Annotated in this window: 13 protein-coding genes; 6 read left to right on the top strand and 7 right to left on the bottom strand. The window is 62.0% G+C overall.

The features are described 5' to 3' along the window. Nucleotides 1–2: 2 nt before the first annotated feature. The 4 genes from odhB (at nt 3) to lpdA (ending at nt 4,485) form a co-directional block, all read left to right on the top strand. Nucleotides 3–1,505 carry a 2-oxoglutarate dehydrogenase complex dihydrolipoyllysine-residue succinyltransferase gene (gene odhB / locus ACOQOQ_RS07315; protein WP_420569480.1) on the top strand — a complete coding sequence of 501 codons (1,503 nt, stop codon included), beginning with the start codon at nt 3–5 and terminating at the stop codon, nt 1,503–1,505. A 143-nt stretch (nt 1,506–1,648) separates the two neighbouring features. After that, entirely contained in the window at nt 1,649–1,918 is a 270-nt protein-coding gene (locus tag ACOQOQ_RS07310) for a hypothetical protein (protein ID WP_420569479.1), read from the top strand. Between the two features lie 78 nt (nt 1,919–1,996). Continuing rightward, nucleotides 1,997–2,995: a glycosyltransferase family 2 protein gene (locus ACOQOQ_RS07305; protein ID WP_420569478.1), complete on the top strand. Its 999-nt coding sequence runs from the start codon at nt 1,997–1,999 to the stop codon at nt 2,993–2,995. 95 nt (nt 2,996–3,090) lie between these two features. After that, entirely contained in the window at nt 3,091–4,485 is a 1,395-nt protein-coding gene (gene lpdA / locus ACOQOQ_RS07300) for a dihydrolipoyl dehydrogenase (RefSeq protein WP_420569477.1), read from the top strand. Nucleotides 4,486–4,617: 132 nt separating this feature from the next. Here lpdA and ACOQOQ_RS07295 read toward each other — a convergent pair whose 3' ends face one another. The 6 genes from ACOQOQ_RS07295 to ACOQOQ_RS07270 all read right to left on the bottom strand — a co-directional run bounded on the left by ACOQOQ_RS07295 (nt 4,618) and on the right by ACOQOQ_RS07270 (nt 8,775). Then, a complete protein-coding gene (locus ACOQOQ_RS07295; RefSeq protein ID WP_420569476.1) occupies nt 4,618–4,863 on the bottom strand; it encodes a hypothetical protein in 246 nt (81 codons plus the stop codon). Nucleotides 4,864–5,107: 244 nt separating this feature from the next. Beyond that, nucleotides 5,108–5,782 (bottom strand): nitroreductase, encoded by a 675-nt coding sequence (locus tag ACOQOQ_RS07290; protein ID WP_420569475.1) that lies wholly within the window; start codon nt 5,780–5,782, stop codon nt 5,108–5,110. 93 nt (nt 5,783–5,875) lie between these two features. Then, nucleotides 5,876–6,304: a CBS domain-containing protein gene (locus ACOQOQ_RS07285; RefSeq protein ID WP_420569474.1), complete on the bottom strand. Its 429-nt coding sequence runs from the start codon at nt 6,302–6,304 to the stop codon at nt 5,876–5,878. Between the two features lie 157 nt (nt 6,305–6,461). Further along, the gene (locus tag ACOQOQ_RS07280; protein WP_420569473.1) at nt 6,462–7,199 is read right to left on the bottom strand and encodes a lysophospholipid acyltransferase family protein; all 738 of its coding nucleotides are present in this window, start codon (nt 7,197–7,199) and stop codon (nt 6,462–6,464) included. Continuing rightward, entirely contained in the window at nt 7,199–8,101 is a 903-nt protein-coding gene (locus ACOQOQ_RS07275; RefSeq protein ID WP_420569472.1) for a cell division protein FtsX, read from the bottom strand. Before ACOQOQ_RS07275 ends, ACOQOQ_RS07280 begins: the two co-directional genes overlap by 1 nt. Then, a complete protein-coding gene (locus ACOQOQ_RS07270; RefSeq protein WP_420569743.1) occupies nt 8,098–8,775 on the bottom strand; it encodes a cell division ATP-binding protein FtsE in 678 nt (225 codons plus the stop codon). Before ACOQOQ_RS07270 ends, ACOQOQ_RS07275 begins: the two co-directional genes overlap by 4 nt. A 170-nt stretch (nt 8,776–8,945) precedes the next feature. On the opposite strand from ACOQOQ_RS07270, the gene ACOQOQ_RS07265 reads away from it, so the two are divergent. Further along, nucleotides 8,946–9,863, top strand: coding sequence for a zinc-ribbon domain-containing protein (locus tag ACOQOQ_RS07265; protein WP_420569471.1), 918 nt, complete (start codon nt 8,946–8,948; stop codon nt 9,861–9,863). Nucleotides 9,864–9,865: 2 nt separating this feature from the next. On the opposite strand, the gene ACOQOQ_RS07260 is transcribed toward ACOQOQ_RS07265, so the two are convergent. Further along, on the bottom strand, nt 9,866–10,651 hold the full coding sequence (locus tag ACOQOQ_RS07260; protein WP_420569470.1) for a 23S rRNA (adenine(2030)-N(6))-methyltransferase RlmJ: 786 nt from the start codon (nt 10,649–10,651) through the stop codon (nt 9,866–9,868). 226 nt (nt 10,652–10,877) lie between these two features. Between ACOQOQ_RS07260 and ACOQOQ_RS07255 the strand changes: the two genes are divergently transcribed. After that, a complete protein-coding gene (locus tag ACOQOQ_RS07255; RefSeq protein WP_420569469.1) occupies nt 10,878–11,924 on the top strand; it encodes a rod shape-determining protein in 1,047 nt (348 codons plus the stop codon). Nucleotides 11,925–11,926 lie beyond the last annotated feature (2 nt).

The raw sequence follows: 11,926 nt of genomic DNA, 5'->3' as shown, positions 1-11,926 counted from the left end.
CCATGACGACCGAAGTTCGCGTCCCCACCCTTGGCGAATCCGTAACCGAAGCCACGGTCGCCACCTGGTTCAAAAAACCCGGCGAAGCCGTCGCAGCCGATGAAATGCTGTGCGAGCTGGAAACCGACAAAGTCACCGTCGAAGTGCCCGCCCCCTCGGCTGGTGTTCTGGCCGATATCATCGCGGCCGAAGGCGACACTGTTGGCGTCGATGCTTTGTTGGCCACGATCAACGAAAGCGGCGAGGCCGCAGCGCCTGCAGCCCCCGCAGCTGCCGCCGAAGCACCTGCCGCGGCCCCCGCAGGCGATGACAGCGTTGACGTGATGGTCCCTGCCCTTGGCGAATCCGTAACCGAGGCGACCGTTTCCACCTGGTTCAAGGCCGTCGGCGACACCGTCGCCCAAGACGAAATGCTGTGCGAGCTGGAAACCGACAAGGTTTCGGTCGAAGTGCCCGCCCCTGCCGCTGGTGTTCTGGCTGAAATCGTCGCCGCCGAAGGCGCGACCGTCGATGCCACCGCCAAACTGGCCGTGATCTCGTCCTCGGGTGCTGCCGTTGCTGCGGCTCCGGCGGCTGCTCCTGCTGCGGCACCCGCTGCCTCGGGCGCCAAGGACATCAAGGACGGCCCCGCCGCCGAAAAAGCCATGGCCGAGGCCGGCATCAGCCGCGATCAGGTCACCGGCACCGGCAAAGATGGCCGCGCCACCAAAGCTGACGTTGCCGCTGCCGTGGCCTCGGCCGCAGCGCCCGCACCTGCCGCAGCCCCCGCTGCAGCGCCGCGCGGTCCGGTTTCGGCCGACGACGCCGCCCGCGAAGAACGCGTGAAAATGACCCGTCTGCGCCAGACCATCGCGCGCCGCCTGAAGGATGCTCAGAACACCGCCGCGATCCTGACCACCTATAACGAGGTGGACATGACCGAGACCATGGCCCTGCGCAAAGAATACAAGGACCTGTTCGAGAAGAAACACGGCGTCCGTCTGGGCTTCATGTCCTTCTTCACCAAGGCCTGCAGCCACGCGCTGAAAGAGGTCCCCGAGGTCAACGCCGAGATTGACGGCACCGACATCGTGTACAAGAACTTTGTCCACATGGGCATCGCTGCGGGCACCCCGCAGGGTCTGGTGGTTCCGGTCATCCGCGACGCTGACAAGATGTCCTTTGCCGAGATCGAAGCTGCCATCGCTGAAAAAGGCAAGCGCGCCCGTGACGGCAAACTGTCCATGGCAGAAATGCAGGGCGGCACCTTCACCATCTCGAACGGTGGTGTCTATGGCTCGCTGATGTCCTCGCCGATCCTGAACCCCCCGCAGTCGGGTATTCTGGGCATGCACAAGATCCAGGACCGTCCCATGGTCATCAACGGCGAGATTAAGATCCGCCCGATGATGTACCTGGCCCTGTCCTATGATCACCGCATCGTCGACGGCAAAGGCGCCGTGACCTTCCTGGTGCGCGTCAAAGAAGCGCTGGAAGATCCCCGCCGCCTGCTGATGGACCTGTAACAATTCAGGGGGTGGGCCTCATTGGCCCACCCTTTTTCGCTTGGTCTTCCTCGTTACACAATCCCTGCGATTTTTGAGTGGGATCAAAGCAGCAGCAAAGCATCGGGGTCATTGTGATCCCATCACAATAAAGGAGGCGCACAATGGCTACCCATATTCTCTGGCAAGCTGACGTCGCAGATTTCGATGCTTGGTTGACCGTATTTCATCAAGACAAAAAGACCCGGCAGGCTTCGGGGATCGTCGACATGAATGTCTGGCGCGACCCGGATCGCGAAAACCACGCGGTTGCACTGTTCGCGGTCTCGGACTTGGACAAAGCGCGCGCGTTTCTTGAATCAGAAGAGCTGGCCATGCACCGCGAACGCGACGGTGTGGCCAATATCGTGCTGAAAATGCTGACACCGGCCTGATGGCTATCCCAACGGGCGCCGCACTGGCGCCCTGAACCTCAACCCGCGCAGATGTGCTGACAATACGAACCGGAGCAGATGACTGAACCCGCCCCCAGCCAGACCAAGACGGCGCTTGTGTCCTGCATGCGCAACGAGGGTCTGTTTCTGTTGGAGTGGGTCGCCTATCATCAGGGGCTGGGCTTTGACGCCATCATCATTGTGACCAACGACTGCACCGATGGCTCGGACATTCTGGCCACTCGTCTGGCCGAGTTGGGGCACATCGTGCATATCGACCATTCGGTTCTGCCACCCAACGCGCCTCAGGACGCGGGGATGGATCTGGCCCTGGAATGGCTGCGCGGCCATGAATTCACCTGGGTCCTGCATATCGACAGCGACGAGTTTCTGCTGATCGAACACAAGGACGGCCAAATCCAGGACTTGCTGGCTGAACTGCCCAAGGCCGATGTTGTCCCCATCGCGTGGCGTACATTTGGCGACAGCGGCGTCAGCGACTGGATGCCCGGCCAAAGCGTGCTGAAGGCTTTTACCCATGCCGAGCCCATGGCCACACCCGGCGTGACCAAGTTCAAATGCCTGTTCCGTGTGGCCAGCTTTGCCCATGCGACCGATCACAACCCGCTGCAGCCGCTGGTCGACGATCCGAAAGTCTGTTCGGCTGACGGAGAGCTACTGTCGAACAAGGGGCTTTATCGCAGCAAATCCTCGCGCTGGCGTCCACACGACGTGTCTTGCCGTGCCAGCCGCGCCCGCCTGAACCACTATGCCACCCGCTCGCAAGACCTGTTCCTGATGAAAAATGATCGCGGCGACGGGCAGGGAAAACTGGGCGATACCAAGTATCACCTGGGCTCGAAATGGCACCGCACGGCCAATCGCAACGATGTTCAGGACACTGCGATCCTGCGTCACTGGCCCGACACACAGCGCCGCCTGACCAGCTTGCGTGCCGCGCCCAGCATCGCTGCCGCTGAAACCGCCTGCCACAGCTGGTTCCTGGCCCGCCGCGCCGCAGTACTGACGCCTAAACGCCGGGCCGAATGGACCTTTTCCCGCAAGGAGGCCTCGTGATGCGCGCCCTTGCCCCACCGAACCAAGGCCAACGGGCAAACCGCCCGGCAGGCCGCCCCCCTCATTTAAACACCAAGATCTGACGGAGAACCCCCATGGCACAATATGACGTCATCATCATCGGCGCTGGCCCCGGCGGCTATGTCGCAGCAATTCGCTGCGCGCAACTGGGCCTGAAAACCGCTTGCGTCGAAGGCCGCGAAACCCTCGGCGGCACCTGCCTGAACGTGGGCTGCATCCCCTCGAAGGCCCTGCTGCACGCGTCCCACCAGCTGCACGAGGCCGAGCACAACTTTGCCACCATGGGCCTGAAGGGCAAATCCCCGTCGGTCGATTGGAAACAGATGCTGTCCTACAAAGACGACGTCATCAAGGGCAACACCCAAGGCATCGAGTTCCTGTTCAAGAAGAACAAAGTCGACTGGCTGAAGGGCTGGGGCTCGATCCCCGAGGCCGGCAAGGTCAAGGTCGGTGACGAGGTCCACGAGGCCAAGAACATCATCATCGCCTCGGGCTCCGAAGCGTCGCCCGTTCCCGGCGCGGACGTGACTGTTGACGAAAAGGTCGTCGTGACCTCGACCGGCGCGCTGGAGCTGAACAAGATCCCCAAGAAAATGGTCGTGATCGGCGCAGGCGTCATCGGGCTGGAACTGGGCTCGGTCTACAAACGTCTGGGCTCCGAGGTGACCGTGGTTGAATTCCTCGACAACATCACCCCCGGCATGGACGGCGAGATCCAGAAGAACTTCTTGAAGATGCTGAAAAAGCAGGGTCTGGACTTTGTGCTGGGCGCCGCCGTGCAGAAGGTGGACGCCACCAAGACCAAGGCCAAGGTCACTTACAAACTGCGCAAGGATGACAGCGAACACGTGCTGGACGCCGACGTGGTTCTGTGCGCCACCGGCCGTCGCCCCTTCACCGACGGTCTGGGGCTCGAGGCTCTGGGCGTGGAAATGTCGCCCCGCGGCCAGATCAAGACCAACGCCCAGTGGCAGACCAACGTGCCCGGCATCTATGCCATCGGTGACGCCATCGACGGCCCGATGCTGGCCCACAAGGCCGAAGACGAAGGCATGGCCGCCGCCGAATGCATTGCCGGCAAACATGGCCACGTGAACTATGACGTGATCCCCGGCGTGATCTACACCGCCCCCGAGGTCGCCACCGTCGGCAAGACCGAAGAGCAGCTGAAAGAAGAAGGCGTTGCCTACAAGGTCGGCAAATTCCCCTTCATGGGCAACGCCCGCGCCAAGGCTGTTTTCCAGGGCGAAGGTTTCGTGAAAATGCTGGTCGACAAGGCCACGGATCGCATCCTGGGCTGCCACATCATCGGCCCGGGTGCCGGTGATTTGATCCACGAGATCTGCGTCGGCATGGAATTTGGCGCCTCGGCCGAGGACATCGCCCTGACCTGCCACGCGCACCCGACATTCAGCGAGGCCGTGCGCGAAGCCGCCCTGGCCTGCGGCGACGGCGCGATCCACGCCTAATCACATCCCAGGGCCATCCGACATCCGGGTGGCCCTTTTTTTGTTCAGGTGCGGCATGCCCCGCCCGTTTTCTGTGTTGTTCGTCGTTTTGGCTGGGCTTTTTCTGGGCCTCGGCGGCCACGCCCTGCTGGATCACGCCATTGCTAAAAGCAAGCCCAGCAAGTCGCAGACCTCTTTGAACAGATCTGCATCAAGGGCGAACCTGCCCGCGATTTCCAAAGCCGCATTCCAGCCCGCCTGGTCCGGTCTGACAGTTTCGGCCCTGATGCGCGGATCTGGATCGCCCCCGTCACCAAGGTTTTCCTGAATATCAAAGACAACCGCTGCCGCATGAACCTCTACGGCGATGCCGCATTCACAACAGACGATATGGGGCACGCACTCTTGTCACGCGTGACCGAGCTGGTCAGCCGGCACTTTCCCCAACGCGGAGCCGTCATCCCTTGGGTCTTCGACTGAGGTGAATATTTAACACTTCAATCCCTTGTACCACCCAGCGACGGCACCAACCTGACCCCATCCACACCGCTCTAGAAAACACACCGAAGCCCGAAAGGGCGACAGGCGCGCGCGAGGGCTCGGGCGGGTCCGGGTGGGACGCCCGAGCGCGCGCCTTCCCTGCCTAGAACCCAATAAACCGCGCGGTTTCCTCGACCGACCGCCGGCGTGACCGCACCCCATTGGCCGCAAACTCCTCATCTGGCCACCCAAGCGCCACACAGGTCAAAATAACTTCATCCTCGGGAATACCAGCCACCTCGCGCACCACCGGCGACTGCATGATCCCCTGCCCGTTGATCACCGCACCCAAACCCCGATTCCACGCGGCCAGAACCAACCCATAGGTCACGGCCCCCAGATCAAAGTGCGCAATCGTCCCCTGATCCTCGATCATCTTGTCAAAGGTCACGACAATGGACACCGGCGCATCAAACTGCCGGAACCCGCGCATCACCCAATCCTGCCGCATCACCTTATCATCGCGCGCGATCCCCATCGCGGCAAACAACTGCTTGGCAATCTCCACCTGCCGTTCACGATGCACACCCACATAGGCGCCATGATCGGGAATCTCGCGCTGCACCGGCACCCCGGCCAGCATCCGCTCCGAGTTGCCTTGCCGCACACGTTCCAATGGCTCTCCGGTCAACACATGAAAATGCCAAGGCTGCGTGTTCATAGACGAGGGCGCCCTGTTCGCCAGCGCGATAATCTCCTCCAGCAACGCACGCGGCACCGGATCGGGCTTATACCCCCGTATGCTACGCCGCCCCTCGATAGCTGCGTCCAGTTCCATGACAATCTCCCTCTCCCATGTCTGCAGGAAAGGGTCAGGCAAAGCCCGGCATCGGTCAATCTAACCAAGCGAACTGCAACGCAACGTCACGGATTACGTCTGGTCGGCCGTGGCCCCGCTCATTTCCCGGAAACGCTCGTACATCATGACATACTCCGGTGGGATATCCCGGAACGAAAGCACCCCCACGACCAGCGCCCCATCCACCACTGGTAAATGCCGAAACGCATCCCCCAGCCGCGCCGCCAAAGTGTCCGAGACCGCATCATCAATCCCAACCGTCACCGGATCCCGCGTCATCACGTCCGATACCAACGTCTCGTCCGAATGCAGCCCCTGCGCCACGGCGCGAAACACAATGTCACGCTCCGACAAAATCCCCACCAAGGCACCGTCTTCCAGAACCACCAAGGCCCCGGCCCCGTGCTCGGCCATCTGGCGTGCAGCCTCCCTCAGCACCGCACCAGGGGCAATCGAGTGCAGCTTGCGTCCATCCAGAATTTTTCGAATTGTCGTGCTCATGGGGTCCTCGCGATACTTGGTGCAGGCACCATTTCAAAGAACAAGCGCCCTGTCCCTGACATGGATCAGAAACGCCCGAGCCCGCAAGGGCGAGAGAGGCGCGCGAGGGCTAGGGCGGGTCCGGGTGGGACGCCCGAGCGCGCCTCTTCTACTCACCTCACGCGGCCTTGGGATCAAACCCTGCCTCACGCATCAACGCATCCGAGGCCGCCTCGACCTCACTTTCCAGCCGCGCCATGTATTCGTTTCGGCCCAGCCCCTGCTCGATCACGGGCAGAAACTCGACAACGGCCAGGCCCGGCTTGCGATAAATCCCCGAACGCGGCCAGAACACGCCGACATTCGTCGCAACAGGCACGCAGTCCTGCTTAAGCTGCCCATACAGAACCGCCGTGCCCACCTTATAAGGCGCATCCACCCCAGGGGCGACGCGGGTTCCTTGCGGATAAATCACCAGTTGCCCCGCCTGAGCCGAGCCACGCTCGACGTCCTCAACCATTTTCTGAATCGCTTGGCCGCGCTTGCCGCGGTTCACTGGCACACACCCGATGCGATAGGCATATTGCCCAATGATCGGCGTGAACAACAGCTCGCGTTTCATGATGAACTTGGCCGTGGGCAAAGCATTGAAAATCATCAGGATATCAAAAAATGACTGGTGCTTGGCCGCAACCATCACCTCGCCCGCAGGAGGCGTCCCGCGCACTTCGTTGCGAAGCCCCACCATGACCCGCGCCAGCAGCATCACGACCCGGCAATAGGCGCGGCACACCCTCCGCGTGCCATCGCGGCTGACCAGGGCAACGGGGAAAAACAGCACCCCCATGATCCCCATAACCGCATAGACCAGGAACATGAACACGAACGAGCGCAGCCAGCGCCATGCATAAGCCATCAGGGCAACTCCTTTAGTGTCTTCTGCGCAGCAGCCCGCGTGGCCAGAAAGGCGACGCCCGCCGCAACCAGCGGGATCAAAAACGGCATCAACCAATGCGCCCCTTCAAAGCCCAACCCGGTCAAAAAGCCGACCTCTTCGGTGGCCGAGGGCAGCAGGAACATTGCCAGGACACCCAAAACCGTACCAACAGCCGCGCCGGTAAACCCGCGCAGGGTAAAACGCCGCACAAAGGCCCGCGCAATATAGCTGTCCGTGGCTCCAACCTGACGCAGCACCGCAATCACCCGCGCGTTGGCCGACAGCGCCGCATTGGCCGCCAGCGTAATCATTGCCGCCAAAGCCGCACCAATCAGCAGGATCGACGCCCAACCCAGAACACGCAGCCTGCTGGCGGCTTGTATCAACGGTTTACGCCAGCGCGTGTGGTCGTCCAGCACGGCGCCCGGCACCTCGGCGGACAGGCGCAGGCGCAGGCCGGCGGCGTCATAGCCGTCGCTATTTTCTGTAATTTCAATCAGTTGTGGAATTGGCAGGTCGTCCAGCGGCAAATCCGGCCCGAACCAAGGTTCCAGCAAGGTGCCCTGTTCCTCGGCGGTCAGTGCGCGGGCCGTCGCAACGCCGGGCGTGGTTTCCAGCACACGTAGGGCCGCCTGTGTTTGCGTATCGATCTGGTCGACCGGCGCCGATATCCGCAAAGTCGAGCTGCGCACCAGTTCTCCTCCCCAGCGGTCCGCAAGACGTCCGGTGGCCAGCGACAGGGCCAGTGCAAAGACGCACAGGAATGACATTGCGGCGGCGCTGAAAAGCGTGAGGTTCGCCGTGAACCCGGAGGGCGGCACGCTGCGATCTGCCTGGGCATCGCCCACGACAAAGGACATTATCCGGCCAAGCGGGCTCATAGATCCGCCCCCGCCAGTTGCAGCCGCCGGTTCGAGATTCGCAGCACCCGCGCTTGCACATGATGTTTGGCCGCGCGGATCAGGTTCATATCGTGGGTCGCCACCATGATGGTCTTGCCCATGCGGTTCAGCTCGACCAGAAGCTGCAGCAGACGCTGGGACATTTCCCAGTCAATATTGCCGGTGGGCTCGTCCGCCAGGATCACGTCCGGGGACATGATCACCGCCCGCGCCAACGCCGCGCGCTGCCGTTCACCACCCGAAAGCTCGGGCGGCAGGGCCTGGGAGCGCGATTGCAGACCAACCCATTTCATCAGCTCTCGCAGATTGTTAAGCTCTTGCAGTGTGTCGTGCCCGGCGACGGTCAGCGGCAGGGCGATGTTTTCTTCGACGCTGAGGTGATCAAGGAACTGGCAATCCTGATGGACCACACCCACCCGCCGGCGCACCAGCGCAGTGTCATCACGGCTCATGCTGCGGACATCCGTTTCAAACAAGCGCACATGGCCGGCGGTCGGCACCAGCGCGCCATAGCACAGCTTTAGAAAGGTGGTTTTGCCCGCGCCCGATGGTCCGGTCAGGAAGTGAAAAGATCCCGGCGTCAGCTTGAGCGAGATCTCACTCAGCAGTTCGCCACCACCATAACTATAGGCCACATTGTCCAGCTCGATCACGGATCGCATCCCTTGTTCATGCCTTCTTCTGCAACAGGAAGGACACAGTTGCAATGCGGCAGGCACATGATTGCTTTGCACTTTTCCGCCAAAGGCGTACACCCTATAGTGACTTTGAAGGGTCACGGCGCAAAGTGGCCAGTAATGTGAACAGGTTCCGAGGAAGCAGTATGCGGCTAGTCTGCCCAAATTGCGGTGCACAATATGAAGTTCCGGACGGGGTAATCCCCGAACAGGGCCGTGACGTGCAATGTTCGAATTGCGGGAACACCTGGTTCCAGGCGCATCCCGACCAAGACGCAGACCTGGCCGAAGAGCTGGGCCAAGAGATGCCGGTCGACACACCCGAGACCGAACCGGAACCTGCGCCCGAGCTTGAACCCGAGCCAGAGCCGGAACCCGAGCCCGAATTTGAAGACGAGCCTGAAACAGAGGACTCTTCGGACAAGGCGCCCCAGCCCGTCCGCCGCGAGCTGGACCCAGCCATCGCGGACCTGCTGCGAGAAGAGGCCGAGTTCGAGGCCCGCCAGCGCGCTGCCGAGGCCGAAGCGGACATGCAAACGCAGCCCGAGCTGGGGCTGGATGCCCAAGAACCCGCCCCTGCCCGGGACGAGCCAACCCGTCGCGCCGAAGAGGCCCGCGAACGGATGGAAAGCCGCAAGGGGCCACAGGCCGATGAAGACCCCGATCCGGAGGACGCGCTCGAAGAAGCCGACGATGATCTGGACGCGCATGTCAGCTCGCGGCGTGAATTGCTGCCCGATATCGAAGAAATCAACTCGTCCCTCGACGCAGAAGTGCGCAAACCCGCGCGATCGGATGACCACGCGCCCTCGGGCACCGAAGGCATCCCCACCCGCCGCAAATCCAGCGGTTTCAGCGGTGGTTTCCTGCTGGGGGTTCTGGTGATCGCTCTATTGTGGTCGGTGCACGCGTTCTCGGCTCAGATCGCGGCGCAAGTTCCGCCGTTGGCTGGCCCGCTGGAAAGCTATACCCGCACCGTCGACAAGGGACGCGACTGGCTGGACGGCCAGGTCAAATCCTTGCTGGTCAAGCTGGACGCACTGGCCGCAGCCAGCGAAGAATAGGCCTAAATCGCCTTGAACACCTTGGTCAGGCGGGCGGCCTCGTCCTCCAGCCCATAAGGCGCGTTCACGATGAACATCCCCGAGCCGATCATCCGGTGCCCGTCGCGTGCGGGGGGGAATTTCACCTCGTGGCGCAGGGTTTTGGGCAGGTTCTGCGCCTCAAGCTCGGCCAACATCTGGCCATGCAGCCCCGAGGTCAGCAGCGGATACCACAGCGCAATCACGCCCACGTTCCATTTGCGGTGCAGCTTGGCAATGACCTTGGGGATGGCGTCGTAGTCGTCCTTCACCTCATAGCTGGGATCGATCAGCAAAACGCCACGGCGCGGCTGCGGAGGCGTTTGCGCCTGCGCCATTGCGAATCCATCCTGCTTGAACACCCGCGCCTGCGTGGCCGACATCGCATATTCCAGCGCGGCGTTTTCCTGGGGGTGCAGTTCGGCCAGGGTGATCCTGTCCTGCGGGCGCAGGCATTCTGCCGCCAGCAGAGGCGAGCCGGGATAGGCGCGTTCTCCATGCACCGCCCGCACCCGCGCCAACGCAGCCAGATAGGGGTGATCATCCGGCAGCAAGCCACGGGCCCGGATCAGGTCAATGCCCGCTGCGGCCTCGCCGGTCTTCACGGCCTCGGGCGCGTCCAGCTGATATAGACCCCGGCCCGCGTGGGTTTCCAGATAGCTTAGCGGTTTGTCCTTGCGCGTCAGATACTCAAGCATGGCGCACAGCAAGGCGTGTTTCTGAACGTCCGCCAAATTTCCCGCGTGATAGATGTGCTGATAGGATAACATGGCCGGCCTTTGCTGTTTCAAGTCGCTGATAAAGCAGGCACGACGGGGGATGCAATCTCTGGCCTGGCGATTGCACGTGCGCGGGCGGCGAAATCGCGCTGATTTGCCCCCTTCGGGCTTGGATCGGGCCTTTTCCATTCGCCCCCCCGCGCCTATAAGGGCATTTGGCCCCACTGGCAGAGTCGGGGCCTTTTGGGGAATTTGAGAGCGCGGGATATCACGCACTATGGGTTTGTTTGAAAAAATGCCTGGCCTGTTTTCGTCGGACATGGCGATCGACCTGGGAACAGCAAACACGCTGGTTTACGTCAAGGGTAAGGGCATTATCCTCAGTGAACCGTCCGTGGTTGCCTATCACGTCAAGGATGGCGTGAAAAAGGTTCTGGCCGTGGGTGAGGACGCCAAGCTTATGCTGGGCCGGACACCCGGCTCGATCGAGGCGATCCGTCCGATGCGTGATGGTGTTATCGCCGACTTCGACACCGCCGAAGAGATGATCAAGCATTTCATCCGCAAGGTTCACAAACGCTCGACCTTTTCGAAGCCTAAGATCATTGTCTGCGTCCCTCATGGCGCAACCCCGGTGGAAAAACGTGCAATCCGTCAGTCGGTTCTGTCGGCGGGTGCCCGCCGTGCTGGCCTGATTGCTGAACCCATTGCGGCCGCCATTGGCGCGGGCATGCCAATCACCGATCCAACCGGCAACATGGTCGTGGACATCGGCGGCGGCACCACCGAGGTGGCCGTTCTGTCGCTGGGCGATATCGTCTATGCGCGCTCGGTCCGCGTGGGTGGTGACCGGATGGACGAAGCCATCATTAACTACCTGCGACGCCAGCAAAACCTGCTGGTCGGCGAATCCACGGCTGAACGGATCAAGACCAGCATCGGCACCGCCCGAATGCCCGACGATGGCCGCGGGGCCTCGATGCAGATCCGCGGGCGCGACCTGCTGAACGGTGTGCCCAAGGAAACCGAGATCAGTCAGGCTCAGGTAGCCGAGGCATTGGCCGAACCCGTGCAACAGATTTGCGAGGCCGTGATGACCGCGCTGGAGGCAACCCCGCCCGATTTGGCCGCAGACATCGTGGATCGCGGTGTCATGCTGACCGGCGGCGGCGCGCTGCTGGGCGAGCTGGACCTGGCCCTGCGCGAGCAAACCGGCCTGGCCGTTTCCATCGCCGATGAAAGCCTGAACTGCGTGGCCCTGGGCACCGGCAAGGCGCTGGAATATGAAAAACAGCTGCGCCACGCGATTGACTACGACAGCTAACA

Source organism: Thalassovita sp. (assembly GCF_965218685.1).
Lineage (GTDB): Bacteria > Pseudomonadota > Alphaproteobacteria > Rhodobacterales > Rhodobacteraceae > Thalassobius.
This window is presented reverse-complemented; position numbering and strand designations above follow the sequence as displayed.

Bases quoted from the DNA above. Each gene is read 5' to 3' on its own strand.
- odhB (WP_420569480.1), top strand. From the start codon at position 3: ATGACGACCGAAGTTCGCGTCCCCACCCTTGGCGAATCCGTAACCGAA.
- ACOQOQ_RS07310 (WP_420569479.1), top strand. From the start codon at position 1,649: ATGGCTACCCATATTCTCTGGCAAGCTGACGTCGCAGATTTCGATGCT.
- ACOQOQ_RS07305 (WP_420569478.1), top strand. From the start codon at position 1,997: ATGACTGAACCCGCCCCCAGCCAGACCAAGACGGCGCTTGTGTCCTGC.
- lpdA (WP_420569477.1), top strand. From the start codon at position 3,091: ATGGCACAATATGACGTCATCATCATCGGCGCTGGCCCCGGCGGCTAT.
- ACOQOQ_RS07290 (WP_420569475.1), bottom strand. From the start codon at position 5,782: ATGGAACTGGACGCAGCTATCGAGGGGCGGCGTAGCATACGGGGGTAT.
- ACOQOQ_RS07285 (WP_420569474.1), bottom strand. From the start codon at position 6,304: ATGAGCACGACAATTCGAAAAATTCTGGATGGACGCAAGCTGCACTCG.
- ACOQOQ_RS07280 (WP_420569473.1), bottom strand. From the start codon at position 7,199: ATGGCTTATGCATGGCGCTGGCTGCGCTCGTTCGTGTTCATGTTCCTG.
- ACOQOQ_RS07275 (WP_420569472.1), bottom strand. From the start codon at position 8,101: ATGAGCCCGCTTGGCCGGATAATGTCCTTTGTCGTGGGCGATGCCCAG.
- ACOQOQ_RS07265 (WP_420569471.1), top strand. From the start codon at position 8,946: ATGCGGCTAGTCTGCCCAAATTGCGGTGCACAATATGAAGTTCCGGAC.
- ACOQOQ_RS07260 (WP_420569470.1), bottom strand. From the start codon at position 10,651: ATGTTATCCTATCAGCACATCTATCACGCGGGAAATTTGGCGGACGTT.
- ACOQOQ_RS07255 (WP_420569469.1), top strand. From the start codon at position 10,878: ATGGGTTTGTTTGAAAAAATGCCTGGCCTGTTTTCGTCGGACATGGCG.